The sequence below is a fragment of the Tateyamaria sp. syn59 genome (genome assembly GCF_007995245.1).
In the GTDB taxonomy this organism is placed as follows: Bacteria; Pseudomonadota; Alphaproteobacteria; order Rhodobacterales; family Rhodobacteraceae; genus Tateyamaria.
Genome location: NZ_VCBA01000010.1, coordinates 1 through 24,851, shown reverse-complemented (window position 1 = coordinate 24,851; position 24,851 = coordinate 1). Strand labels below are relative to the sequence as shown.

Annotated in this window: 21 protein-coding genes and 5 pseudogenes; 18 read left to right on the top strand and 8 right to left on the bottom strand. The window is 57.5% G+C overall.

The features are described 5' to 3' along the window. Nucleotides 1–12: 12 nt before the first annotated feature. The 4 genes from FD715_RS17245 to FD715_RS17230 are packed head-to-tail and all read left to right on the top strand — an operon-like array spanning nt 13 to nt 4,819. A complete protein-coding gene (locus tag FD715_RS17245) occupies nt 13–864 on the top strand; it encodes an ABC transporter permease (RefSeq protein ID WP_147112951.1) in 852 nt (283 codons plus the stop codon). Beyond that, nucleotides 861–2,489, top strand: coding sequence for an ABC transporter ATP-binding protein (locus FD715_RS17240; RefSeq protein WP_147112686.1), 1,629 nt, complete (start codon nt 861–863; stop codon nt 2,487–2,489). Before FD715_RS17245 ends, FD715_RS17240 begins: the two co-directional genes overlap by 4 nt. Before the next feature lie 17 nt (nt 2,490–2,506). Then, entirely contained in the window at nt 2,507–3,670 is a 1,164-nt protein-coding gene (locus FD715_RS17235) for a M20 aminoacylase family protein (RefSeq protein WP_147112681.1), read from the top strand. Between the two features lie 12 nt (nt 3,671–3,682). Beyond that, nucleotides 3,683–4,819, top strand: a complete 1,137-nt coding sequence (locus tag FD715_RS17230) for a M20/M25/M40 family metallo-hydrolase (protein ID WP_147112678.1) — start codon at nt 3,683–3,685, stop codon at nt 4,817–4,819. A gap of 168 nt (nt 4,820–4,987) precedes the next feature. Here FD715_RS17230 and FD715_RS22835 read toward each other — a convergent pair. Further along, nucleotides 4,988–5,258: pseudogene (locus tag FD715_RS22835) on the bottom strand (IS3 family transposase); the annotation flags it as partial. Between the two features lie 546 nt (nt 5,259–5,804). Between FD715_RS22835 and FD715_RS17225 the strand changes: the two are divergent. From FD715_RS17225 to FD715_RS17200, 6 genes are all read left to right on the top strand, one after another. Beyond that, on the top strand, nt 5,805–7,139 hold the full coding sequence (locus tag FD715_RS17225; RefSeq protein WP_189799531.1) for a ferric reductase-like transmembrane domain-containing protein: 1,335 nt from the start codon (nt 5,805–5,807) through the stop codon (nt 7,137–7,139). Further along, complete coding sequence (locus tag FD715_RS17220; protein ID WP_147112672.1) at nt 7,120–7,797, top strand: response regulator transcription factor; 678 nt, start codon at nt 7,120–7,122, stop codon at nt 7,795–7,797. Before FD715_RS17225 ends, FD715_RS17220 begins: the two co-directional genes overlap by 20 nt. Then, the gene (locus FD715_RS17215) at nt 7,784–9,070 is read left to right on the top strand and encodes a HAMP domain-containing sensor histidine kinase (RefSeq protein WP_223274954.1); all 1,287 of its coding nucleotides are present in this window, start codon (nt 7,784–7,786) and stop codon (nt 9,068–9,070) included. The genes FD715_RS17220 and FD715_RS17215 overlap by 14 nt, the downstream gene beginning before the upstream one ends. Nucleotides 9,071–9,126: 56 nt before the next feature. After that, nucleotides 9,127–9,765: a phosphatase PAP2 family protein gene (locus tag FD715_RS17210; RefSeq protein WP_147112666.1), complete on the top strand. Its 639-nt coding sequence runs from the start codon at nt 9,127–9,129 to the stop codon at nt 9,763–9,765. Between the two features lie 107 nt (nt 9,766–9,872). Continuing rightward, nucleotides 9,873–10,670, top strand: a complete 798-nt coding sequence (locus FD715_RS17205; RefSeq protein ID WP_189799530.1) for a heme-binding protein — start codon at nt 9,873–9,875, stop codon at nt 10,668–10,670. A gap of 91 nt (nt 10,671–10,761) precedes the next feature. After that, a complete protein-coding gene (locus FD715_RS17200) occupies nt 10,762–13,059 on the top strand; it encodes a mechanosensitive ion channel family protein (protein WP_189799529.1) in 2,298 nt (765 codons plus the stop codon). Nucleotides 13,060–13,502: 443 nt separating this feature from the next. Here the strand turns inward: FD715_RS17200 and FD715_RS17195 are convergent, their stop codons facing one another. Then, nucleotides 13,503–13,892 carry a RidA family protein gene (locus FD715_RS17195; RefSeq protein WP_223274953.1) on the bottom strand — a complete coding sequence of 130 codons (390 nt, stop codon included), beginning with the start codon at nt 13,890–13,892 and terminating at the stop codon, nt 13,503–13,505. A gap of 77 nt (nt 13,893–13,969) precedes the next feature. Here FD715_RS17195 and FD715_RS17190 point away from each other — a divergent pair, with 77 nt between their 5' ends. From FD715_RS17190 to FD715_RS17180, 3 genes are all read left to right on the top strand, one after another. Further along, nucleotides 13,970–14,563: a TetR/AcrR family transcriptional regulator gene (locus FD715_RS17190; protein WP_147112658.1), complete on the top strand. Its 594-nt coding sequence runs from the start codon at nt 13,970–13,972 to the stop codon at nt 14,561–14,563. 84 nt (nt 14,564–14,647) lie between these two features. Then, complete coding sequence (locus FD715_RS17185; RefSeq protein ID WP_147112655.1) at nt 14,648–15,583, top strand: GyrI-like domain-containing protein; 936 nt, start codon at nt 14,648–14,650, stop codon at nt 15,581–15,583. Beyond that, nucleotides 15,576–16,055, top strand: coding sequence for a TrmO family methyltransferase (locus FD715_RS17180; RefSeq protein ID WP_147112652.1), 480 nt, complete (start codon nt 15,576–15,578; stop codon nt 16,053–16,055). The genes FD715_RS17185 and FD715_RS17180 overlap by 8 nt, the downstream gene beginning before the upstream one ends. Nucleotides 16,056–16,672: 617 nt before the next feature. Here the strand turns inward: FD715_RS17180 and FD715_RS17175 are convergent. Next, nucleotides 16,673–17,326 (bottom strand): annotated as a pseudogene (locus FD715_RS17175) (aldolase/citrate lyase family protein). Between the two features lie 495 nt (nt 17,327–17,821). Further along, nucleotides 17,822–18,115, bottom strand: coding sequence for a hypothetical protein (locus FD715_RS22830; protein ID WP_223274952.1), 294 nt, complete (start codon nt 18,113–18,115; stop codon nt 17,822–17,824). 453 nt (nt 18,116–18,568) lie between these two features. Between FD715_RS22830 and FD715_RS23095 the strand changes: the two genes are divergently transcribed. Genes FD715_RS23095 through FD715_RS17160 form a run of 3 tightly spaced genes read left to right on the top strand, consistent with a single transcriptional unit; the run spans nt 18,569 to nt 20,880 of the window. Beyond that, nucleotides 18,569–19,132 (top strand): hypothetical protein, encoded by a 564-nt coding sequence (locus FD715_RS23095; protein WP_370455420.1) that lies wholly within the window; start codon nt 18,569–18,571, stop codon nt 19,130–19,132. Beyond that, complete coding sequence (locus tag FD715_RS23090; protein ID WP_370455419.1) at nt 19,024–19,752, top strand: aminotransferase class V-fold PLP-dependent enzyme; 729 nt, start codon at nt 19,024–19,026, stop codon at nt 19,750–19,752. Before FD715_RS23095 ends, FD715_RS23090 begins: the two co-directional genes overlap by 109 nt. Before the next feature lie 15 nt (nt 19,753–19,767). Then, entirely contained in the window at nt 19,768–20,880 is a 1,113-nt protein-coding gene (locus FD715_RS17160) for a class II histone deacetylase (RefSeq protein WP_147112649.1), read from the top strand. Here FD715_RS17160 and FD715_RS17155 read toward each other — a convergent pair. From FD715_RS17155 to FD715_RS23085, 3 genes and pseudogenes are all read right to left on the bottom strand, one after another. Next, nucleotides 20,875–21,432, bottom strand: a pseudogene (locus FD715_RS17155) (LysR substrate-binding domain-containing protein); the annotation flags it as partial. The gene FD715_RS17160 and the pseudogene FD715_RS17155 sit on opposite strands and share 6 nt — an antisense overlap. Nucleotides 21,433–21,447: 15 nt before the next feature. Next, entirely contained in the window at nt 21,448–21,648 is a 201-nt protein-coding gene (locus FD715_RS22825; protein WP_223274961.1) for a hypothetical protein, read from the bottom strand. A 12-nt stretch (nt 21,649–21,660) separates the two neighbouring features. Continuing rightward, nucleotides 21,661–21,843, bottom strand: a pseudogene (locus FD715_RS23085) (LysR family transcriptional regulator); the annotation flags it as partial. A gap of 110 nt (nt 21,844–21,953) precedes the next feature. On the opposite strand from FD715_RS23085, the gene FD715_RS17145 reads away from it, so the two are divergent. Continuing rightward, nucleotides 21,954–22,439, top strand: coding sequence for a GNAT family N-acetyltransferase (locus FD715_RS17145; RefSeq protein ID WP_147112641.1), 486 nt, complete (start codon nt 21,954–21,956; stop codon nt 22,437–22,439). Between the two features lie 320 nt (nt 22,440–22,759). Here the strand turns inward: FD715_RS17145 and FD715_RS17140 are convergent. Next, nucleotides 22,760–23,875: pseudogene (locus tag FD715_RS17140) on the bottom strand (aspartate aminotransferase family protein); the annotation flags it as partial. Between the two features lie 29 nt (nt 23,876–23,904). Here FD715_RS17140 and FD715_RS17135 point away from each other — a divergent pair. Next, nucleotides 23,905–24,851 (top strand): calcium-binding protein (locus FD715_RS17135; protein ID WP_147112636.1); only part of this gene is annotated, 947 nt, incomplete at its 3' end.

Sequence of the window (24,851 nt, the reverse complement as noted above, 5' to 3'; positions counted from 1 at the left end):
CCTCCGGCCCGCATGTCCCCGCTGGTGCGGACACGCGAGATCGTCTTGTCCAGTCCGCTGGTCACGGTGGGCACCATCATCCTTGTTCTGGTCGTCTTGTCCGCCATCTTCGCGGCGTGGATCGTTCCGCATGATCCAGTGCGCCTGACGCCATCACAACGGCTGAAACCGCCGAGCGAGACCTATTGGCTCGGCACCGACGCCTTTGGCCGGGATCTGTTTTCCCGCATTGTGTACGGTGGCCAGATCTCTTTGGTGGTTGGCGTTGCGGCAGCCATTGTCGCTGTCGTCGCCGGCCTCATGCTGGGTCTTCTCGCCGGTTACATTCGTTGGATCGACGCTGTGCTGATGCGCATGGTTGACGGTCTGATGGCGATCCCGAGCATCCTTCTGGCCATCGCGATTGTGTCTTTGTGGGGTGCAAGCCTGTGGACCGTTCTGGTCGCCATTACCATACCCGAAGTGCCGCGGGTTGTCCGCCTGGTCCGCTCGCTGGTCCTGTCCGCCCGTGAAGAGCCGTACGTCGAGGCGGCAATTGCCGCCGGTTCACCGACCTTTCTGATCATGCGGCGTCATCTGGTGCCCAACACCGTGGCGCCGCTGATCATCCAGGGCACATACATCTGCGCCAGCGCCATCCTGACCGAGGCGATCCTGTCCTTCCTCGGGGCCGGGATAAACCCCGAAACCCCCAGTTGGGGCAATATCATGGCCGAGGGGCGGATCTACTTCCAGATCAATCCCGGTATCGTCCTGTGGCCCGGTCTGGTGGTGTCCGTCGTGATCCTGTCGATCAACCTTTTGGGGGATGCCGTGCGCGACGCACTTGACCCCCGGATGGCGAAAAGGGGGCTGGAACGATGAGCCTGCTCGACATCCGCAACCTGCGCATCGCATTGGACGGTGTGCGAGATGCAGACGTGGTCAAGGGTCTCGATCTAAGTATCGAGTCTGGACAGACACTATGCCTGGTTGGTGAATCAGGCTCGGGGAAATCGCTCACAGCACTTGCAACAATGGGCCTGCTGCCCCCCGTTCTCAAAGCTATTGCGGGCTCGATCACACTCAAAGGAGAGAACCTGCTGGAGGCCAGCGCCGCCCGTCTGCGCGATCTGCGGGCCACTTCTATGTCGATGATCTTTCAGGAGCCGATGACAGCACTGAACCCCGTCGCGCGCGTGGGTCAGCAGATCGAGGAGGTGCTCGAGTTCCACTCCGACCTGTCGCTCTCGGCCCGTCGCAGCCGCGTGAAGGAAATGATGGAGGCCGTACACCTTCCGGATGTGGACAAGATGTATGCGAGTTTCCCGCACCAGCTGTCTGGCGGGCAGCGGCAGCGCATCATGATCGCCATGGCGCTGGTGATGCGTCCGCAATTGCTGATCGCGGATGAACCGACGACAGCGCTCGACGTGACAACACAGGCCCAGATCCTCAGCCTCATCCGTGAGTTGCGCGAAGATCAGGGCGCGGCCGTTCTGTTCATCACCCACGATATGGGGGTCGTGTCTGAAATCGCCGATGACGTCACGGTGCTGAAACTGGGCGAGGTCATGGAGACACAGGGCGTGGATGACCTGCTGCGCCGTCCACAAACAGACTATACACGCGCTTTGCTCCGCGCAGTGCCAAGCCAGGTGCCCAGGCCTCCCCGCGACGAACAGTCAGACGAGGTCGTCCTGTCCACCAACGCGCTATCAAAAACCTATAGTGGCGGCGGCTGGTTTACCAAAACGCGCGAAGTGCGCGCCGCGCAGGACGTCAGCTTCAGCCTGCCCAAGGGCCGCACCCTGGGCATTGTCGGCGAAAGCGGGTCGGGCAAGACAACGGTGGCCCGGTGCATCATGCGTCTGATTGATCCGACATCCGGTACAATCAACGTGGGCGGCACCGACATCGCGATGCTGTCTCAAAAGGATCTCAAACCGCAGCGCAAAAAGATCCAGATCGTCTTTCAGGACCCTATGCGGTCGCTGAACCCGCGTATCGAGATTGGCCAATCCATTATTGAGGGTCCGCTGAACTATGGCACAGCGCGCGATGCCGCAATGGCCCGCGCACGCGAACTGCTGGAACTGGTCGGACTGCCCGCAAGCGCGGTGGACCGTTTCCCGCACCAGTTCTCTGGCGGTCAGCGCCAGCGCATCGCCATCGCGCGTGCGCTCGCGATGGATCCTGACGTGCTGGTCGCGGACGAGGCAGTCTCGGCCCTTGATGTCAGTGTACAGGCGCAGGTGCTGGATCTGCTGGCCGAGCTGCAAGAGCGCTTTGGCCTCGGCATACTCTTTATCACGCATGATCTGGGCGTCGCATCGCAGATCTGCGACGACGTGCTGGTGATGCAGAATGGACGGGTGGTGGAGTACGGGCCAGCGGGACAAGTGCTCGGCTCGCCGCGGCAAGACTACACTAAGACACTGATCAAAGCGGCGCCTGGACGCCACTGGGATTTCGCCAATTTCCGGCCCTTTGCCGAAGCCGCTGAGTAAACGAAGGAGACGACGGAATGAACATTTTGCCCGTGATCGGCGAAAGCGTGGATGAGCTGACGGCTGTCTTCAAGGATCTGCACGCACATCCCGAGATCGGTTTTGAGGAACATCGCACAAGCGCCGTGGTTGCCGGAAAGCTGAAGGAATACGGCGTCGATGAGGTCCACACCGGGATCGCGGGTACCGGTGTCGTTGGGCTGATCAAGGGCAAATACGAAGGTGCCCGTCGCATCGGACTGCGCGCAGACATGGACGCGCTTCCGATCGCTGAGGAAACGAACCTGCCCTATGCCTCCACAACGCCGGGCGTGATGCATGCGTGCGGGCATGATGGCCACACCACAATGCTGCTGGGCGCGGCCAAGCATCTGGCCAAGACCCGCGAGTTCGCCGGGACCGCCGCGGTCATTTTCCAGCCCGCAGAGGAGGGCCTTGGCGGCGCGCGCGGCATGATCGCAGACGGCCTGTTCGATCGCTTCCCCTGCGATGAAATCTACGGCATGCACAACTCTCCGAGTGGCAGCCCTGGTAAGGTCGGCATCTGCAAGGGTGCGGCCATGGCTGGCGCGTCGTTCTTTGACATCACGGTGCAGGGCAAAGGCAGTCACGCCGCCATGCCACATCAGTCCCGAGACCCTTTGGTGATCGCCTCGACGCTGGTGAGCAGTCTTCAGACTATCCCGTCGCGCAACGTGTCGCCACTGGACACCTGCGTTCTGTCGGTGACGCAGCTGCATGCCGGGTCCGCCTATAACGTCGTGCCGGATGCTGCCACGCTCGCCGGTACGATCCGCTACTTCAAGGACGAGGTCTGCACGCTTGCAGAGGCACGCATGCGCGCACTCTGTGAGGGGATTGCCAAGGCCTTTGACGTGGAGATCAGGATTGATCTGCGCAATGTCTTCGATGTGCTGATGAACGATGACAGCCTGTCGGATGCCTATCTCGAAGCGGCGCAGGATATTGTCGGGGCCGAGAATATCTCGGGCACGGATGACCCAGCCACCGGCTCGGAAGACTTCGCCGATATGCTCAAGGTCGTCCCGGGCGCGTATTGCCGGATTGGCCATACCGGCACCACCGGACTGCACAATCCCAGCTTTTTTCTGGACCCAGACGTGCTGCCTGTCGGGGCATCCGTGATGGCGCGTATCGTCGAACGCCGTCTTGCAAGCTGAAAGAGAAGCATCGTGAACCCGCTGGAATTGCCCTTTGATGCCGATGCGATGATCAATGGCCTGCGGCCTTGGATCGAATGCGAAAGCCCGACCTATGACGCGGACGCGGTGAACCGTATGATGGATTTGGCCGCTTACGACATGGCCGCCCTTGGTGCCACGGTCGAGCGAATACCGGGACGTATGGGTTTCGGTGGATCCGTACGCGCACGGTTTCCGCATCCCGATATGGGGCGCACGCCGGGCATCCTGATTGCGGGGCATATGGATACGGTTCACCCTATTGGAACGCTTGAGGTTCTTCCTTTCAAACGTGAGGGCAATATCTGCTACGGTCCCGGTCTGATGGATATGAAGGGTGGCAATTACATCAGCCTTGAGGCGATCAAACAGATGATCCGCGCAGGGCTGCAAACGCCGCTGCCAGTCACTGTTCTATTCACCCCGGACGAAGAGGTCGGCACGCCCAGCACCCGCGATCTGATCGAGGCCGAAGCCGCGCGCAGCGCCTATGTCCTTGTTCCCGAACCCGGGCATGGGGACGGCGGCGTCACGATTGGCCGCTATGCCATCGCGCGCTTCAATTTGACGACCAAGGGCAAGCCCAGCCATGCCGGGGCCAATCTAAAGGACGGAAAGTCCGCGATTGCCGCAATGGCCCGCAAGATTATCGAGATCGAAGACATGACCGGCCCCGATTGTACGTTTAGCGTCGGCGTCATCCATGCCGGGCGTTGGGTGAACTGCGTGTCCTCGTCCTGTGCGGCCGAAGCGCTGAGTATGGCGAAAAAGCAAGAGGATCTCGACGCCGGTGTCGAACGGATGCTGGCGCTGCAGGGCACCACGAATGACGTCGAGTTTCATGTGGAGCGTGGCGTCACGCGGCCCGTATGGCGGCCCGATATGCCAGGCACGGCCAAGATGTTCGAGATCGCCAAAGACCTCGCGTCAGAGCTTGGCTTTGAGATGAAGGGCCGCAGTCAGGGCGGTGGTTCAGACGGCAATTTCACCGGCGCTATGGGCATACCCACACTCGACTCGCTCGGCGTCAGGGGGGCAGACCTGCACACACTCAACGAGCATATCTACGTTGACAGCCTGCCGGAACGCGCCCGGTTGATGGCAGGTTTGCTGACGCGCTTGAATTAAAATCGCGCGGTGTCGGGACCATCGGGGTGTGCTCTGTGGAACGCCCCGTGCGGCCAGCATGTGAACGGCAAGTTGCTATTGCAGCGCGGATTGGGCGGGGCTGCATCGCGCCTAGGCGACAGTTTCCGCGATTGTTGACTATGGCGGATTTTACCCCGTGGATTCATGCCTCAGAAACACGAAGTTGCAGCTCAAAACTTGGTCACGGTGCTCTGACCTCAGCTGCTCACATGATCCGTCGTTCAGCCAAAAGCCTCGCTTCTTTGGTTGCGTCCTTGGAACTGTCAGCCCCTCCCGCAGCCATAGTCGTTCCACGCGCTTGTCGTTAGCCTGCGTCCCGAAGCAGAGCTGCGATCCGGCAATAATCGTAGCAGCCAAACCGCCGCGCGGGTTCAATCATGTCCGCAACCAGACGTTCGTAGTCAGCACAGCCCGTTGGCCAATAAGTACCTAAACCTGCCCCAGTTTAGTGACTGTCGCTTCCGGCTTGTGCCGCTTCATAACCATTCTGATCCTCCGTTTTTACCAAACAAAACAGCGGACAACTTCAAGGGGAGACGAGCACTGACGGGCTCTCCTATGAATAGGAGGGAAATCGTGTTTCAAGTCTGCACTTGTCTACGACAGAGCACTCGGCTTCCATCGACTTGAGGCGCAGAAGCGAGCTGCCGGCGTCAACAAGTACGTCTTAGACTCAGCGTGACACCCTTTCACAGCTTCGCCTCCGTCACAGACGCATACTGCGAGCTCTAAGCTATGAATTTAGATTATATTCGGAAGGCGCATGGGTGCTGACTTCGCAATTCTTACAATTTTGTAAGCCCTGGGTAAGGGTAATGTGAGCCTTATGCTGCAGTATCCCACGCATCGTGGAGTGTTCTGAGAAGCAATGCCGACAGTTGCTACAGCCCGCGGGCGCAACCGCCAGAAAACCAATGTAAAAACCTGCGGTCACGGAAGAAGACTGCGCAAACCGAGCTGCCAAATGTCTAAAACCACTTTGATTTACGCCACCGTGTTTATTCTGGCGCATGTCGCCCTCGTCGCCCCATTTGTGCCTTGGGCCAACATGGTTCCTGCGAGCCTCGGCGCGCTGTCTATGACCTCAATGGCGCTTACACTGATCCTTGCCGCTCGCTGGCGGATCGTTGATCGCCTTATGGGAGGGCCGGACAAATCCTACGGCGCTCATCGCTGGCTCGGCTTTTTCGCCGTTACTGGTGCGCTGGGGCATTGGGCGACCGCCGAAACCTATGGGGCTGGCGCTGTTCCCGTGCTGGCTGAAAGCGGCGAGAGCGTTGGATGGTTTGCGGCGATGGGGCTGGTGGTCTTGACGTGTGCGGCCATGGTGCGTGTGATCCCATATCACGTTTGGAAGGCGAGCCATATGCTGATGGGCCCCATTTTCTTGCTGGCAGCTTATCATACGTTCTTTGTGGCCAGCCCACTTGCGGTGGGCTTGGCGCCTTGGACCTTAATGGCGTTGGTTTCCGCCGTCGGTCTGCTGGCATGGGTCCAAACTTTGCTGCGCAAGCGAGAGATCACACGTCTAGTGAAGGTTGAAAAAGCGACGCCCTTTGTCGGAGGGGTCGATGTGACTTTTCGTTCGGACGAGCCCCTGCCCTCGTTCCGACCCGGACAGTTCGCGACAATCGCCCAGAATGTCGCGCGGGCTGAGACACATCCTTTCACGATCGCCGGGGGGACGGAGGCTACCCGCCGCTTCGTGATCCGCGCCGCTGGCGATTGGACGGATGATTTTGTCAGTACGGTCTCTGAAGGCGACACATTCCGGGTCGGTCGGGGCGTCGGGCGATTTCTGCCGCAGGTGAACGCAAGCAGGACCGAACAGCTTTGGGTAGCAGGTGGCGTGGGGATCACGCCGTTCCTAGCGGCGTTAGAGCGGATGGAGCCCGACAACAATGCCCGTGTAATCCTGATCTATTGTATAAGGTCCCGAGAATCCTCGGGCGCGATTGCGGACGTGGAACGCCACGCCGCGCGGCTGCCTCAGATTGACCTGTTTGTTCTGAGCGACGCAAGCGGCGATCGGCTAACATCCAAGCGCATGACAGAGATCATGCAGTCCATGGCGGCGGATGGGCAGGTGTACCTGTGCGGCCCAGAAGGTCTGAAGTCTCTGGTGACAACCGCATGGCAAACCCTTGGAAAGACGGGCAAGGTTCACAGTGAACGCTTTGACTTCAGAGGGGCCTACGGAATGACGGACCTCATTTACATCGGTAAGCCCGCCTTGGAGATCGCCAGGAGTCTGTGGGTCGGTGAAAAGGAATTGCCGCATGCGGCTTCTGGTCCTTGAGGATGACCCAAAGCTTGGGCCTTGGGTGACGCAAGGTCTGCGCGAGGAAGGCCATGTCGTGGACCTTTTTACCGATGGCAAAGATGCGCTCTTTGCCGCCATGGACCAAAGCTATGACGTCTTGGTGCTGGATCGCATGGTGCCAGGGCTCGATGGGCTTTCCGTGCTCAAAGCGTTGCGGCAGGCCAAGGTAACGGTACCGGCAATGTTCCTCACCGCGCTCAACGAGGTCGACGATCGCGTGACTGGCCTGCGCGCAGGCGGAGAAGACTACCTGGTCAAACCCTTTGCCTTTGCCGAGTTATTAGCACGGGTTGAGGGCTTGGCGCGCAGGCCCGGCACTCCAGAAGAGCAGGCGTCTGAACTCACCGCCGGCGATATCACCATGGACTTGCACAAACGCACCTGCATCCGGCAAGGAGAGCCTGTGGACCTGAACCCCAAGGAGTTTCAGCTGCTAGAGGTATTCCTGCGCTCAAAAGGGCGCGTGCAGACTCGGACCATGCTGCTCGAACGGGTTTGGGACATGAGTTTTGATCCGACAACCAGTGTGGTCGAAACGCATATCAGCCGGCTTCGGGGCAAAATAGAAAAGCCGTTTGGGGATACAGTAATCCGCAACATCCGCGGCTCTGGCTATGTTTTTGAAGAGGCTTAGCGCCCTTCACAGGCTGTCGGCCTTCCGGCAAGCCATGGTCCTGCTCGCGCTGTTCTCGATGATTTCTGTGATCGCCTGGGGTGGCACGTACTGGTTGATTTGGAGCGAAATGGGCCGGGTGGTCGATGCGCGTCTGGCTGAACGTATGGAACTTGCCGTTAGCGCCTTGGCAGCCGGTCAACCCTTACCGGAGCCGGAGGACGGAGAGAGCATTCAACTGACGGACGATTCTCCTAGGCTAGGCTTCTGGACCGACCCGACGCAAGGTGCAGAAACCCGTTATCTTCAGCAGCAGACACCCCAAGGCATTGTTCTGGTCGGCGAAAATACCGAACGCTATGAGGAAATGCGGCACATCGTGTCGACCGGTATGCAACTCAGCCTCGTAGGAAGCCTCTTGGCCGCAGGGATCGCGGCGGTCTTGATGGCCGGGCAGGCGCAACGCAGGTTGAATGTCATCACCGGTGGCCTCGCGGATGTCGCCCAAGGTCAACTGAGTAAACGCATTTCACTCGAAGGCAAAGACGACTTGAGCATGGTCGCGGGCCGCATCAATCTGACGACCGCACGGTTGGAACAAGCAATGGCTGACATGCGCGTGCAGTCCTCCAACATTGCCCATGACCTTCGAACGCCTTTGGCCCGCCTTCGCGCTGAAATCGAGACATCCCTGAACGCGCTGATCAACAAAGACCGCGCGGTGACCGAGGATGATCTCGGTGCTGCGTTGGAACAGATTGACCGGATCAACGAGACCTTTGATGCGTTGCTGCGGCTGAGCCAGATCGAAAGCGGGGCTGGGCGGTCCGGGTTTATGCAGGTACCGTTGGCAGATTTGATTAACCGGGTAAAGGACACTTTTGGTCCTGTTATTGAAAAGACGGGACAACACCTCAGCATTGATGTAGCCGAGCCTGCATCCGTAAATGGTGATCCTGACTTGCTGATGCAGCTTGTGGCTAATCTGGTTCAGAATGCATTGCGTTACGGAGCGACTGGTCAAACGATCACCTTGAGATGCCACAAAACGCTATTGTCTGTGTCTGATGAAGGCCCGGGCATCCCCTTCCAAGAGCGTGAGCGCGTTCTGCAACCTCTCTACCAACGGGAGACGCACCGGCAAGGTGATGGGTTCGGGTTGGGCCTGTCCCTCGTGCGCGCGATTGCGGAACTTCACGGGGCCGACTTGTCGCTTGCGGATGGTACCAATGGTCAAGGTCTCACCGCGACCGTCCGATTCCAGACAAACCGCCAAGATGTAAACCCTGCGTAAGGCGCTTGTGAAGTTGCCCTCTGACACTCCCGCCCAGTCAGGCAGGAGCAGTCGAAATGCGGTCTTTCAAAAAACTCTCGTTGCGCCAGAGCCTATGGGCAGCCGCGCTTGTCCTACTTGTTGGCGCGACGCTCTATCCCAGCGATATGGACGGCCACTATGCGCAGTCTCGGAACGGACAGGACAGCCGGGTTGTGACGAGCGTTGAGGCTTATGGCAGGCACGTCAATACGCTTATCCCCGTCGGCACGGCGCTTGTTCTTCGTGACATCAGAGGCTTGGGGCAAATTGCAGCTGTGATGGTCGCAGGAACAGCAGCCACGCATGTTCCAAAGCGGCTCCTGAACGATATTGAGATCGGCGGAACCCGGCTTGGGCAACGGCCGAATGGTGGGCAGCATAACATGCCGTCCGGGCATTCTGCGCTTGCCAGTGCGGGCGCTTGGATTGCGGTGCAGCGATACCTCAAGCTTTTTGGCATGATCGTCTGGCCAATCCTCTTTCTGACGATGTACGCGAGATACATGCTGGATGCGCACACCATCTCAGCCACAATTGCCGGAGCCATTATCGGCATTCTCGTCGCAGATTTGTTCACCCGGCCTTGTTTCCGGCTGCGCCGCATTTTCGCGACGCGTCCAAGCGCGTTACGGCAACGGCTCGGATTTACGGGCAAAGCACCAGTGTCTGCCTGACTGCTCGCGCAGCCGTTTGCTGACAGATTTGTAAGTCAGCAGAGATCCTCGTGTGACATAGAGCGCCGATACAAAGTCCCCAAAGCTCTTAGCCTAGGATGGACCCCATGCTGCATAACCGCAATACAGTCTCAGCGATTGCCATTGGCCTTCTTGCCTCCTCTGCCCATGCGCAGTCTAGCGACGGCACGACACTGACGATTGATGAAGCCGTCGCGATAGCGCTTGAAGCGCAACCTGGAACGGTGTCGGAGGCTGAGCTTGACCAGTTTGATGGACGGCCCGTAGTCGACATCGAGATTGTGAATGATGTCGGGGAAGATGTCGAATTCAAGATCGATATCGCAACAGGCGAAATACTGGACCAATGGACGGATGATGACCCAAGTGACGATCCGACCGGCACGGATGAAGATGCGGAGGGCGCACTCGAAGCCGGCGCTGGGACCGGTACCGCACACAAGGCCCCCCATGTGGAACGGAGCATTCCGCTGGACTGGGCCCTTGCCGCAGCCACCGCAGCTGAGGCGAAGTGCACCGAACTGGGTTTTGCTGTAACAGTCACCGTCGTTGATCAACGCGCGCAACCCCGTGTGACGCTCATGAAAGAAGGCGCGTTCCCGCATACGATTGAAACCAGCAGTCGCAAGGCCATCACGGCCGCGTCGCGCCGCGAAGCAACATCCGTGATAGAGGCTGAAAACGCACACGAGCCGACGCTTGGTGCCGTTTTCAACGAGATTGGTTTGATCACATTGTCGGGCGGCATCCCCATTCTGTACGAAGGTGAGGTGATTGGCGGCATCGGGATCGCTGGATCACCGGGTGAGGATGAGACCGGCAAAGAGTATGATGACATTTGCGGCGAAGCGGGCATCGCCGCAATCTCGAAACTCTTGAACTGATCGTACGTCGTTTTCAGGCGGCCCGACCCGACCGTACGGCGTCGCCTGAGCGAACGTTATGCGATGCTTCACCAGAAAGTCGGGATGCGTCATGCTTCGCTTTGTCCTGGCCGCTTTTCTTCTGTGCCTGACGCTGGCGCAGGCAGGTGCTCAGGAACATGTCGGAATGATCCCGGAGCCAGCCAGCGCAACGTCGGTGACCGACGTTTTGCAGCTGCCTATCCCGTTGACCGAAGAGGCCATCGCGCAGTTCATGTCTCAGATGAGCGACACGCAAGTGCGCTTGCTGCTGCGTGACGAGTTGAACGCCAAGGTATCCTCGCCACCGGGTGCATTAGATCCGGGCGCGCAAACGGAAACCCTCACTTATCACATGACGCTCGGCGCAGCCCGTGCCGCAGTCCGCCCCGCGCATGAGTTTGGCGCGATGATCACGGCTCAGACGCAATCAGTTGCGAGCTTCACAACGCGTTTCGGTGATGACGGCTGGATGCTCTTGCTGTCTATTCTCAGCCTAGCGGCTGCAATCGGCTACGGGCTTGAAAAGCTCTTTTATTTTCTGGTTCTAAGCTGGTTTCCTCAGCCAACCGCGCAGAAATCGACCAGCATCAAAGCGTCGTTGGTGTTTCTGACCCAACGCTTGGCCCGAGAAACCGGCGGGGTTGCCATCTTTGTCGCGGTATCGGCGGTTATTGTTGACGCGCTGATGCCAAATGGGCTCGAAGAATACGGGTTTGCAGCGCTTCTGACCCTACTGCTTGCGCCGCGCGTCGCTTACACGGTCCTGCGTTTTATGCTGACGCCAAACGTACCCCAGCATCGCCTGATCTTTGCCGACAATACCACCGCGAAATTTCTCACCCGGCATTCCGTGGGCATGGCCGTCCTGATCGGGGCGATGCAACTCTTGTCCCAGTTCAACGCTCTGAACTCGGCGCCAGAGCAAGCGGCCCTTACCGTGTTCTGGTTCGATCTTGCGCTGCGCGCATATTTCGTCTGGATTGTAATTCGCTGCTGGACCGGCTTGGTTCTGATGTTGCGGGGCACCAATGAAGAGGTTGGCGCTTGGGAAGACCGCATCTCCCGCATCTTTCCGGTATTCGCGATTGTCAGCGTCTTCAGTACCTGGTGGCTGATCAACATCATCGCGAGCTACGACGCGCTCGCCCTTCTTGCAGAGCGGCCGGACATCACGACCGTGGGCCTGCTCGTGGCTGCGCCGGCCTTCGACACATTGATCCGAGCCTTGGTCAGCCACTTGATGCCACCCATGACCGGCGAGGGACCAATCGCCGAGAACGCCTATCACGAAACGGGCCGTGCCTATAAACGGATCGGGCGAATCCTCGTCTTCGGGGCAATTCTGCTGCAACTCGCCGATATCTGGGACATCAGCCCCGAGACTTTTACCAGCTCTGGGGCTATCGGCCTGCTGCTCCAAGGTTTCTTTACAGTCAGCTTTACCCTGGTTCTGGGCTATCTGACGTGGGAGGTCGTGTCTTTGCTGATCTACCGCAAACTGGCAGAGGAGATGACCCTTTCCGGCTGGAACTCAGAGGAGGACGACTTGGGCGACGGTGGCGGCACCGGCGGTACACGCCTGACCACAATCTTGCCACTGCTGCTCAAATGCGCCCGCGCCACGATCCTGATTCTCTTTGGCTTGCTGATCCTGAGCGAACTGGGGGTTAACATCACGCCACTCTTGGCTGGTGCCAGCATCCTGGGTCTTGCGATCGGCTTCGGTTCGCAGAAATTGGTGACCGACGTCGTCTCGGGCGTTTTCTTCTTGCTCGACGACGCCTTCCGGGTCGGAGAATACTTGGACATTGGCGGGACCATGGGAACGGTCGAGAAAATATCAATCCGGTCCTTGCGCCTTCGTCACCATCGCGGGCTTTTGCACACGATCCCCTATAGCGAAGTGCCTAAAATTACGAACTATTCGCGGGATTGGGTGATCATGAAACTGAAGTTCACCGTCCCTCACGGCACAGACACGGAAAAAGTGCGCAAATTATTCAAGCAGATCGGTCAGGAACTTCTGGAACATCCCGAATTAGGAAAAGACTTTATCCAGCCGTTCAAGTCTCAGGGCGTCTTCGCGTTTGATGACGTGGGGATCGTCATTCGCGGCAAATTCATGGCCAAGCCGGGCGGGCAATTTATGATCAGGAAAGAAGTCTATAACCGGGTGAAGGCCGCTTTTGAGGAGCATGGCATCGAGTTTGCCCGCCGCGAAGTGCGTGTCGCAATTCCAAGTCTTCATGGGTCAGACGAAATCAGTGAAAACGATAAAGCCCGGATTGCTGGCGCCGCAGGCGAAGCCGCTAGGACACAACCGCCAGTCACATTTCCTACAAACACGGCAGGCGATGTTCTGGAATGAGGTTGATTGCTGCATCCGTAAAGCGAACTAAGGCGATCCATAGGTTTCGAGCTTCGCTCCAATGAACGGTCATCAACGACCCCTTTGACGATTTGGTCGCAACGCAGCGGTAAACGTGTCGCCAGAGTAAATGGATGCAGTGTCTTTAAGTTGCGCGTCTGCACGGGGTTGCCCTGTCCGCAATCACTTAATGCATACTTGGTCAGTTTCGCAAAGGCAGCGAATATCCGGATTGCTGGCTTCAGTTGCAGCATCAAAGAAGCGGATCGGCTGTCAACTATGGGCTCGCTGTCCGCTGTCTTTACGCGGGACTCAGCGTCGATTGAGATTTGAACATGCAGGCGGAGTGGCCGCTATGAAGACCGCAGCGAAGGTGACAAGAGTCTCATGATGACCAATGCTGCGGATGTGCTGAACGACTGCAAACTGCACCGCCGGGGTGCTTATTCCACTTTCGCAACTGCCTTGATCTCTACCAAAAGATCAGGGTCAGCCAAACTGACGACCCCAATGGCGGTCCAGTTTGGAAAGGGTGGGTTGGGAAAGACACTCTGTTTCGAAACTGCAAACGTGTCGAAGTGTTCGTGCATGTTTACGTGAAAACTGGTGATATCGACGATGTCATCAAATCCGCACCCCGCTGCCCCTAACACATCATGCAGGTTGGCAAAGGCCATCTGGAATTGCGATGCGGGATCCTTGATTGCGCCGCCCGCCGCATCGACCCCCACCTGCCCTGACACGAACAGAAAGCCGCCGCTGCGCACGGCGGCTGAGTATCCGTAGGCTTCGTAGGTCGCCTGCTTGTCGCTTGGAAAAATTACATCCCGCATCATCAACTCCAATTCTATACAGTTGTATAGAATCTATTTCTATGCGAGTGTAAAGAAACAGTCAATTGGAACAAAAGATGCCACGCCCGAAGTCTTACGATCGCCAGGATGCTATCGCAAAGGCGGGCGAAGCGTTCTGGGAGCATGGTTTTCAGAACCTCGGCGTACGCGAGCTTGAACAACTGACCGGCATCAACCAGTTTGCCATACGTTCGGAGTTTGGCGGCAAGGAAGGTCTCTACCTTGAGACATTGACCTTCTACTGCGACGCGGCGATCACATCGGAGATGGCGCCGATGAAGACAGGTGGGATCCCCGAAATCATCGATTTCTTTCAGGGATTGGTCACGCCAGGGTCTGCGACTTCCAGTGATTGGGGGTGCTTGATCGTCAATACCGGAATTGAAAATGCGCGCATTCAAAGCCCTCGCTTGGAAGCTGTCGTGAACGCCTATTGGGCTGCACTAGAAGATCACTTCCTAAATGCCCTAGAGAATGAAAAAAGGGGGCAAGGCGGTCAGGTGACATTCACGCCGCCTACTCTGGCCGCATCATTGGTCCCAGCGGTCATGGGCATTCACGCGCAAAACAGGTCGCTGCAGGATCAGACCGCAGGCCAACCTCTTGTGGATCTGATTTGCTCGATCCTGGCTGAACATTTGTCTCCCTGACGATCCAGCCGTTTCTCCTGTAACCCGTCTCGACAATACTTACGTGGAGGACTTTGGCATCAATGAGATAATAGGCACGACCCGTTGAAGCAGCACGCCAGCGCATATCCGGCGAAGCCCCGGACTTTCATTGACTACCACCGACGTGTCGAGCGTGTGGTAGATGTTATTCTTGTGAACCCAGCGCAACCATTCACAGTCAAAGACCTAGCAGCGCATGCGGGTTTCTCAGAATTTCACTTTCATCGTGTCTTCAAGGCCATCGCAGGCGAGAGTGTCGCGCAATGCATCATTCGACTTCGACTGGAGGCCGCCGCAAGCGCTCTAGTCTATCAGCAGAAGACGCCTTTGACGCAGATCGCGCTGGAGTGCGGGTTCTCTGACAGTGCGCATCTATCGAAGGCATTTCGCAAAGCACATGGCTGTTCGCCCACACAGTTTCGCAAGGATCATCCAAACGGGTTCAGAATCCGCAGGATTGGCAAAGCCATAACCAAAGCGCCGGACTATCCAGACGACATGAACGTAAATGTCGATATCCAGACGATGCCGGAGCGGACCTTGGCCAGCCTCCGCCTTCTTGGTCCCTATACCCATGAGGGCATTACCGACCTCTACGCTGAGCTTGGCCAATGGTATCAATCCAGTCTGCGCCGACCATTGCCGGACGAGACCGTCAGCATCACGTGGTCGGATCCGAGTTTGGCGGTCGAGGACACCTTGCGCCTGGATGCGTGCTATGCGGTTCCTGCTGGCACCAAAGGGTCGGACCGGGTTGTCATGCGCTACCTTGAGGGCGGACGCACAGCTTGCCTGTGTGCTTCGCTCGCCGCTTCTGAAACGCATCGGATTTCAGAGCTATGGGATGTGTTCCTTGGCCATTGGCTCCCCCAGCTCAGCATCGAACCGGCGGACCGCCCCGCTTACGAAGTTTACCGGACGAACACTGACATGTCTGGGTTCGACATCACGCTCTGCCTTCCCTTGAAAGATGCACATACGGAGCCTCACCATGACTGACACTTTCACCCTCTCCCAAATTGGGCACACAGAAACGACAAACGGCCGCTTTATGGTGCGGGTTCTCCCCGCCTATCGCGAAGCGCTGACCGGTCTGGCAGAGTTCAGCCACGCGATTGCGCTATGGTGGGCCCACGAGGCAGACATTCCAGATCTGCGCGCGCGTCGGATAATCCCATCGCCCTATACCGCCACGTCAGCCGATTTCGGGGTCTTTGCAACGCGCTCCGAGGCGCGGCCCAATCCCATCGGGTTATCTGTGTTTTCCTTGGAGTCTGTCGATCTAGAAGAAGGAATGGCCGTGTCGCACTACTTCGACATGCTGCCCAGCACGCCAATTCTAGACCTGAAACCCTACTTCCCGGCGTCAGATCTTGTGATAGACGCAGGTGTGCCTGCCCATTTCAAACACTGGCCAGCATCGGTGGAGGCCTCTGCCGATTTTGATTGGCAACGCGAGTTCCGAGATTAGCATATTCAACAAAAGCCTGAATTCGACCTTGGCGCTTTGGATTGGGAGCATGACACTGGTCCCGGCACCGCTTCCGCTACCCCCAACGGGTTTGCCTGACCAAAGCTGATTTTGGAAAGCAATGTGCCAACGACCGCTCTGTCCTGCATTGCGGTCGTACCAAGCGCCTCGGAGCATGTTTGTGGCAAATGGCTGGCTGGGGCATTCGCTGCCTCCCTTTGATCAGACAAAATTTTGATGACTAATCGACCACTTATCATTCCTTCCGAGCAATGCATACGGATCGCCAGGATGTTCGGCGTTCTAGGCGGAAATTGCTCATAGCGGTGAGAGACGCTTCGGCCGCGCCCAAAGCCTGGTGACAAACCAAGAGACATTCGAGAGGCGACTATTGCGGTGACGTCCGGGTCATGGCGAATGACAGCCTCAACGGGTTGCGGCCCAGTATCGCCAAACGCGCGCCGACGGCGGCATTGTGCCGTCCAAGTTTGCCTAATCCGCGGGCGTTGGTTGGGCCGGTTTGAAGAGCGTCATAGTCAACTCGTCAGCAGTTTGAGGTTTTCGATCTGCGCCTTCTGGACCCACGGCCCTCTACGCGCAGATAAACTTGATTGGCATCAAACGGCATTGGCGGCGTCCCTTCCGGTATTGGCCAGTTGCCGCAGCCCGAACGCCAAGGTCAGGACATCAATTCCGGTCGCAACAAACGTCGCACGGTGTTTGAGGCACACAGTGATGAAGCCCCTATCCAGTGTGAGGATGCCTGCCGCTTTTCCGCGGGCCACAATCCGGTCGATGGCGTCCAGCACGATCTTTTGGATCTCTGGCACATCAGCAGTCGGCGGATAGCCAAGATCGACTGACAAATCCGCAGGGCCAATGAATATGCCGTCTATCCCTTCGATCTCCAAAATCTCATTAAGGGCCTCAAGACCTGCCTGGCTTTCGACTTAGATCAGCAGGCAGATTTCCTGATCTTCGCTCGTCAGATAGTCGGGTATTGCTGCGAATTGCGACGCGTGCCCAAGTGCGTAGCCAACGCCGCGTATGCCTTTTGGCGGATAGCGCACGGCGCGGACCAGCGCGCGGGCTTCGCCTGCGCTTTCAACCATCGGGATCAACAAGTTTTGCGCGCCTACATCCAGCATCTGCTTGATCAGGCAGGGATCCCCATTGGAAAGGCGTACGACCGCGTGATTATCGCTGGCTTGCAGAACCGCGATCTGCTCTGAGATGGAGCGTAGGTCATTGGGCGCATGTTCCCCGTCGATCAGCAGCTAGTCAAATCCGGCGGTTCCTGCGATCTCTGCGGTGTAAGCATTCGCCAAGCCCAGCCAACAGCCGATCTGCGGCTTCTTCTGTTTTAGAGCTTGTTTGAAGGCGTTCTTTGGCGCGGGCATGTTTGGGTTCTCTCAAGTTTCAGAGGCGATCGAGCAGGTTACTGACCCAAGCGCACCAAAGTCGCATTGGATCGTGTTGCCCGGAGCCCCCGCAACAGGTCGCGTAGAGCTGCCGCCCAGAACGAATTCACCTGCTTTCAAGCCTTCGCTCGACTCGGCCTGTTGCCGGGTGAGCCAGACTAAACCGTTTGCGGGGTGGCCAAGAACACCGGCCGATACGCCGGTCTCTTCGATCTTGCCATTCGGTAAATGATCCCCGGTACCATTCTCAGATCGATGGTGTCGGGCCGCACAGGCTTGCCACCCCAGATGATGCCCGCAATCGCGGCATTATCGGCAATCGATCACTTCAATTGCTGGGATCATCTAGTCTGTCGCATTGAGCGCATCGAAGATGGTGACATCCGGCCTGGCAAGTGGGGCGTTCAGCTTGAAGCCTAGTTCAACTTCGAAACGGGGCGTGATGAAGCGGTCAGATGCGATCATGCCGCCATCATCGATGAGCATCGCGTCCGTCAGCACACCGTAGTCGGGCGTAGCAATGCCAACCGCCATCTGCATTGCACGACTGGTCAGTCCGGTCTTATGGCTAACGACCTTCTCACCTTTCGCGCGGTGGAGATCGCCCCAAGCCGACTGGACGCGATAGGCATCCTCCATCAAAAACTCCGGATAGATGCAACACGGGGCGCGTGTCAGTACGCGCGTTTGTTACGCCTCGTCATAGGCGGCGGCAAGTTCGTTGATCTGGTTGTCCGTCAAAGCTATGAGTCAGCCCCTTGGTCGCCGCAAAGAGTCTGCACAAGGTTCGTTTGTCCAAGGGCAAATGACATTTTGGTCAACGACTGTCAGAGGATTGGCTCAGGCACCGCTGATATACAGTTTATGTGCTTCGCGCATGGTGTCCTCCGCCTTATTTGACGAAAGCAAAACACATTCCGCACAGACTATAAAATGGTTTCATTTGTTAGATAAATACACTGAATGTGATTGAGGTGCGACATCTGATGTATGTGTCGACGTATAACTTTTATTTTATATGCTTCTCTTTCCGTGATTAATCTCCTGCCAAATCGAGCTGTCGCTCGAAGAAAAAGCAGGAGCCTTCAACAGATGTCACTCAACCAAGGTCGCTCCATCTTGGCTATCCCCGGGCCAACGGTCCTGCCGGATCGTGTGCTTTCGGCAATGCATCGGCAATCCGGAAGCATCTGTGATGGTGAATTGTTTGAGATGACCGATGGGCTTCTAAGTGACCTCAAGAAAGTCGCCGGTACGAACGGATACGTCGCGATCTATCAGGCAAACGGACATGGCGCTTGGGAAGCGACACTTCGCAATACCGTCAAACTCGGCGGGCGCATGTTGGTGCTGTCAAACGGCTTTTTCTCAAGCCGGTGGGGCATGGTGGCAGAAAGTATCGGTTTGGAGGTCGAGTATCTCAACTATGGCATGGCAGATCACGCGGAAGCGCAGAAGCTGCAAAAAAACTATCGGCCGACAAAACTGGCCTCATCAAAGCTGTCCTGGCAATTCAGACGGAAACATCGTCATCTGTACGCAATGACATCGGCGCGCTGCGAACCGCTGCGGGGCATGACGCATTGTTCATGGTCGATTGCATTGCGTCGCTCGGCTGCGACCCGTTCGAGATGGACTCGCTTGGCGTGGATGTGATGGTGTCGGCGAGCCAAAAGGGCATGATGTGTCCCGTGGGTCTTTCCTTTGTTTTCTTCAATGAAAAGGCGGACGCTGCACGGGCGCACACACAACCGGGCCACTACATGGACTGGTCTGAGCGGGCAAAGTCGAAATCCTTTTACCCCCGTTGGGCCGGCAGCCCGCCCGCGCGTCATATGTTTGCACTCCGCGCGTCTCTCGACATGCTGTTTGAAGAAGACTTGCCTGCGGTTTGGGCGCGCCATGCGACCATTGCGAAGGCGGTCGCGGCGGCTGTCGAAGTTTGGGGGGCTGAGGGGCACATGCAACTGAACATCGCGGACCCGGCGTATCGCTCGAACGGTGTGACGACGGTCAAAACCGCGCCCGGTGTCGCGCACAAGATCCGAACCTGGTGCGAGGCTGAGGCGGGCGTCACACTCGGGAACTCACTTGGGTTCCCAGACAGTGAAATCCATGATCATTTTCGCATCGGCCATATGGGGCACTTTAATGTTCACATGGTGATGGGTGTCTTGGGAACCATTGAGACGGCACTTCATGCGCAGAGCATTCCGCACGGACCTGGCGCCCTTTCAGCTGCTGCGCAGGTTCTCGCCGCGCATGCCGCCCCATAACTCAAAGGACACAGGATGAGCGAGAAGACCGCGTTTGTTTGGGATGAAAAGTGCTTTTGGCACTTTGGCGGCAACTACGCGTTGCTTTCGCCCGTTGGAGGGCTGGTCCAGCCGCTCGTGTCCGGCGGGTTGCCCGAGGCCCCGGAAACCAAGCGCCGCTTGAAAAATCTGATGGATGTGAGCGGCCTGTCTGCGGAACTTGCGTTGATGGGTGCTAAGGCGGCCACGCTGGAGGACCTAAAGCGCGTTCATCCTGAAAGCTATCTGACACGATTCAAAGAGATGTCAGACAATGATGGCGGTGAACTTGGGCTGCGCACGCCGTTTGGCCCGGGTGCTTTTGAAATTGCTGCGCTCTCGGCTGGTCTGGTGACCAAAGCAATTGAGTTCGTGCAAACGGGCAAAGCGCGGAATGCCTATGCCCTGTCACGTCCACCGGGGCATCATTGCCTGCCGGAATGGCCAAACGGGTTTTGCTTGCTGGCAAATATCGCCATTGCGATTGAGGCGGCCCGCGCCAACGGCTTGGGCAAAAGGTTTGCTGTTTTAGACTGGGACGTGCATCACGGGAACGGGACCGAGGCGATCTTCCTCGACCGCGATGACGTGCTGACCATCTCGATCCATCAAGACCGCTGCTACCCCCATGACACCGGCACCACGGACGTCGTTGGGACAGGTAGAGGTGCGGGCTTCAATATGAACATCCCATTGCCGCCAGGCTGCGGGCACAAAGCCTACCTCGACGTGATGGAGCGGCTTGTACTCCCGAAACTGCGCGACTTCGATGCTGATCTGGTTGTCATCGCTTGCGGTTTTGACGCCTCGGGCTTTGACCCGCTGTCACGCATGATGTGCTCACCCGAAACCTATCGCCTGATGACACGGATGGTGATGGACATCACTGACGGTCGTTTGGTCGCCGCGCATGAGGGCGGGTATTCCGAGCTTTATGTTCCGTTCTGCGGTCACGCGATGCTGGAAGAAATGTCCGGCTCAGACATCCCCGCCGAAGACCCCTTGAAAGCGCGTATCACAGGCCAGCAACCGGATGAATACGCCGACGCCTTCCATGCCTCTGTTGTCACGCGGCTCGGCGAGGAGTTGCGTGCGAACGGAGTTCTATAGCTTGGGCACAGGGTACAGGAGGTCATCCGTATCCGTGTCTTGCGTCACGGCAAACACGCTCGGTCCAAGCTCAACGAAATAGCTGTGCAACTCTTTAATAAAGGCGGTCACCGCTGCAGGCTTTTGAGCACCGTAAGGGTCAGCCGCGAACAAGGTCGGCTGGCGCAACTTCTCCTTCAGCGGCAGACGCAGAAGGTTGGGGTTGTCAGGAATGGTCTCAGGCGTTGGCCGGATATTTAGGATCGATACGCCAAGCCCATTTGAGACTGCCGATCGGACCGTCTCATAGAAATGGGTCCGCAACCCAATCCTGGGACGGCGGGAAACGTTATCGAATAGGCCCAAAAGGTAGACCCGCGTTTCCGGCAGGTCGAGCAGGATCAGCGGATGGTCAACCAGAGACTTCAAAGACACCACGTTTAGCTTGGCAAGCGCGCTGTCGCGATGGACCAAGGCGTGGGTCGGAAACTTGCAGATCGGGATCGTGTTGCTCCCGAACTCCTGACCGATGTCATAAGTAACGACCAGATCCACTTCGCCTGCGGACAACCATGCGCGAAGCTGGGTTTAGTCCCCCTCCAAAAGGGTGATCTCGCAGTCGCCATAGCTGTCGCGGAAGCGGCGCAATACTGGTGGGATCAGCAATGCACCAAACGGCAGAAAACACCCGATCCGGAGCGAGGTGCCAGCCGTACCCGAGAATTGCTCCAAGGATCGCGTGAGCTCTTCGCCTGAAGCCAGAAAGCGGTTGGCAGAGATCAAAAACACCCGGCCTGCGGGTGTGAGGGCAATCCCGTGACCCTTGCGCCTTGTGAATAACTGTGTGCCGGTTACTTCTTCTGCGACGTCAATCGCGGCTAGAACAGAAGACTGCGAAATCGCCAAAACCTTGCACGCAGCCGCGATACTGTCTTGGCGTGCAACCTCCCTAAGATACTGAACTTGTTTGTAAGTTAGCCTCATAACCGCTTTTACATTTTCTGACGCTGCGAAGTCAAAATATACATTTTATCGCACTTTCAAAATGCGGTTTAAGAGCCAGACATAATGATCAATGAAGGGGTCCAGGTGCAATGATCACGTTCCAAGATGCAACTGAACACGATGCAGAAGCGATCTGCGCGCTGAATGATGCGGTTGTCGATGTGACCTCGCCCATGGATACCAGCCGGTTCAAGCATCTTCTTGGCCTCAGCAACCCCTGCATCGTCGCAGAGAAAGACGCCGAGGTGATCGGCTTTGTCCTCGCCATGCAGATAGGCGCGGGATACGAGAATGATAATTTCAACTGGTTTGCCGCACGTCTGAACAATTTCGTCTACATCGACCGCATCGTAATCGGAGCCGCAGGTCAACGACAGGGCCTCGGCGTGAAACTCTATGAAGCCGTTGCTGAGGCTGCCCGCGCCCAAGGGTGTCTGGTCATGTGCGCAGAGATGGACGTGGATCCGCCGAATGAGAAATCCCTGGCATTTCATGAGAAATCAGGTTTTGTCCCCCTTGGGACGCGGACATATGACACGGGCAAAGTGGTCTCGATGCAGATCAAGGGTTTGTAGGGGTCGGCATCAAACCACTCATGGCAGCATCAGAAAATCGACTTTCAAACTACGGCACGCGTCAGAACAGGATGCCGGTCAAATCACGGCGTTGGTTAACGCGGTTGATGCACATTGGAAGCCCGTTCTTGGACGAACACCTCTGTCTATGCTCACGAACTGAGTATTACAGACCATATCGACACCTAGCGAGCTGCGCTGTCGCTCGCCATTTTGGTCAGTTGTTGGTGCTTTAGGCGGCAGTAGCCTATGCCGAACCCGTGCCTCGGCACAGCTGAGCAAGTCGACAGATGTTTTGATCTTTGGGAAGTACATAGTTCTTAGGTCAGAGAAATAAACGAGACCGCCTGTTCAACTGCGAATTTCGTCTTTTCCAGATCCTCCGCAGTAATCGCAAGTGACGGGTAAAGCTTGCCCGGTGACTTGAAAATCCCGTGCCGGCGCAGCGTTGCATTGTAGATCACATTTTGCGCCGGATCATCATGTTTGGCGGTGCGGTAGTCACGGCATTGGCCGGCCGTGAAGAAGATGTCAAACAGGGTCTCGTCCCCGCAGATTTGATGCGGAACCCCTGCTGCGTCGAGGGCACTGCTTTGCACGTGCTGTAACCGGCGGCCGATATCGCGGAGACGGTCGTAACTGCCTTCACGTTTCAATACCTCTATCGTCTTGAGACCGGCCGCTGCCGCAATCGGATTGCCCGATAGCGTGCCAAGTTGCATCAGCCATTTGTCGCGCCCAACGATGGATTCATCGAAGTGCTGCATGATCTCGGCACTGGCCCCGAGAGCAGCCAGCGGGAACCCACCACCAATGATCTTGCCCAGTGTACATATGTCTGGTGTAATCCCGTACTGTTCCTGCGCCCCGCCATAGGCCAGCCTGAAGCCCGTGACGATCTCGTCAAAGATCAGCAAAATGCTATGCTTGTCACACAGATCGCGCAGACCCTGCAGGAACCCGTGTGCTGCGGTGATAATCCGTTGCAGCGGTTCTGCAATGATGGCCGCAATGTCGTCATGTTCGCTCAACAAAACCTCAACCGCCGCAAGATCGTTGAAAGGCGCGATCAGCATCTGATCGGCAACGCCTTGTGGGATACCTGCGCTGTCTGGCACGGCTTGGGGGAAATTGACGCGCTTGTCAGGCGCAAGGCTCATCTGTGCCTCGGCACTCATGCCGTGATAACCGCCCTCAAATTTCAGGATTTTGTCTTTGCCCGTATATGCGCGCGCGAGGCGAATGACGTACATGTCAGCATCGCCGCCCGACGCGACGAACCGCACCTTTTCGCAACAGGGCACGGCTTCGACGATCGCTTCAGCCAGTTCGACACCTTTTGCATTGTTTGCAAAAAACGTCATGCCCTTGGGGAGTTGTTCCAGCACGGCCTCCATAACTTCGGGGTGACCGTGGCCCAGCAACATGGGGCTAGACAATCCGTGGCGGTGAGGGCAACGACAGCGTGAGAGCCGGCAACGATCAGGACTTCCTAACGGGTGGCGATGGCATTGACACTTTTTTCGGCCAAAACGGCAACGACACACTCGATGGCGGGAGCGGAGACGATGTGCTCGTGGGCGGCGCAAACAACGACGTTATGTTTGGCGGCATCGGCGATGACCGCTTCCTGGGCGGCGACGGCGCCGATGTCCACATCGGCGGCGAAGGCTTTGACATCGTCACATACGGCACTTCCTTAGCAGCCATTACATTGAACATGAATGCACCGGGCGCCGGTGCGGGTGATGCCGATAGTGACAGCTTTGCTGGCATCGAGTTGATCGACGGTTCGAACTTCGACGATAATTTCATTGGCGACAGCGGGGATATTGTCTTTCGAGGAGGCACAGGTGCCGACACTATTGACGGTGGAGCAGGCATCGAAGCGGTGGACTTTTCGGGGTCGGCTGCGGTCGATGTAGATATGGAACGCGCGGTTCAGGAAGGCGGTGACGCGCAAGGCGACGTGCTGCTCAACATTGAAAACGTGTCCGGCTCCAACTTCGACGACGACATCGTCGGTGATGCGCAGGACAACCGCCTGCGCGGCCGCGACGGCAATGACCGGCTGAATGGCCGTGCTGGGAACGACACCTTGGAAGGCGGCGCCGGTCGCGACACCATCACTGGCGGCGAGGGAGACGACACAATTCTCGGTGGTGAGGGCAACGATGTCGTTGCGGGCAACACCGGCGACGATGTCATCGACCTCGGCGCAGGCAATGACCGCGCGGTCTGGCGCAATGGCGATGGATCGGACACCGTGGACGGGGGCGAAGGCTACGACACGCAAATGGTCCACCTGGCCGAAGATGCCGCGAACGAGGTCACGATCTCGGCAGATGGCGACCGGACTGCGTTCGAGCGCACGAACCTGGGCAACTTCACCTTGGACCTCGATGTTGAACA

What these genes read in the sequence shown, in the direction of transcription:
- FD715_RS17245 (WP_147112951.1), top strand. Translation starts at nt 13, where the DNA reads ATGTCCCCGCTGGTGCGGACACGCGAGATCGTCTTGTCCAGTCCGCTG.
- FD715_RS17240 (WP_147112686.1), top strand. Translation starts at nt 861, where the DNA reads ATGAGCCTGCTCGACATCCGCAACCTGCGCATCGCATTGGACGGTGTG.
- FD715_RS17235 (WP_147112681.1), top strand. Translation starts at nt 2,507, where the DNA reads ATGAACATTTTGCCCGTGATCGGCGAAAGCGTGGATGAGCTGACGGCT.
- FD715_RS17225 (WP_189799531.1), top strand. Translation starts at nt 5,805, where the DNA reads ATGTCTAAAACCACTTTGATTTACGCCACCGTGTTTATTCTGGCGCAT.
- FD715_RS17220 (WP_147112672.1), top strand. Translation starts at nt 7,120, where the DNA reads ATGCGGCTTCTGGTCCTTGAGGATGACCCAAAGCTTGGGCCTTGGGTG.
- FD715_RS17210 (WP_147112666.1), top strand. Translation starts at nt 9,127, where the DNA reads ATGCGGTCTTTCAAAAAACTCTCGTTGCGCCAGAGCCTATGGGCAGCC.
- FD715_RS17205 (WP_189799530.1), top strand. Translation starts at nt 9,873, where the DNA reads ATGCTGCATAACCGCAATACAGTCTCAGCGATTGCCATTGGCCTTCTT.
- FD715_RS17200 (WP_189799529.1), top strand. Translation starts at nt 10,762, where the DNA reads ATGCTTCGCTTTGTCCTGGCCGCTTTTCTTCTGTGCCTGACGCTGGCG.
- FD715_RS17195 (WP_223274953.1), bottom strand. Translation starts at nt 13,892, where the DNA reads ATGCGGGATGTAATTTTTCCAAGCGACAAGCAGGCGACCTACGAAGCC.
- FD715_RS17190 (WP_147112658.1), top strand. Translation starts at nt 13,970, where the DNA reads ATGCCACGCCCGAAGTCTTACGATCGCCAGGATGCTATCGCAAAGGCG.
- FD715_RS17180 (WP_147112652.1), top strand. Translation starts at nt 15,576, where the DNA reads ATGACTGACACTTTCACCCTCTCCCAAATTGGGCACACAGAAACGACA.
- FD715_RS22830 (WP_223274952.1), bottom strand. Translation starts at nt 18,115, where the DNA reads ATGGAGGATGCCTATCGCGTCCAGTCGGCTTGGGGCGATCTCCACCGC.
- FD715_RS23095 (WP_370455420.1), top strand. Translation starts at nt 18,569, where the DNA reads ATGTCACTCAACCAAGGTCGCTCCATCTTGGCTATCCCCGGGCCAACG.
- FD715_RS17160 (WP_147112649.1), top strand. Translation starts at nt 19,768, where the DNA reads ATGAGCGAGAAGACCGCGTTTGTTTGGGATGAAAAGTGCTTTTGGCAC.
- FD715_RS17145 (WP_147112641.1), top strand. Translation starts at nt 21,954, where the DNA reads ATGATCACGTTCCAAGATGCAACTGAACACGATGCAGAAGCGATCTGC.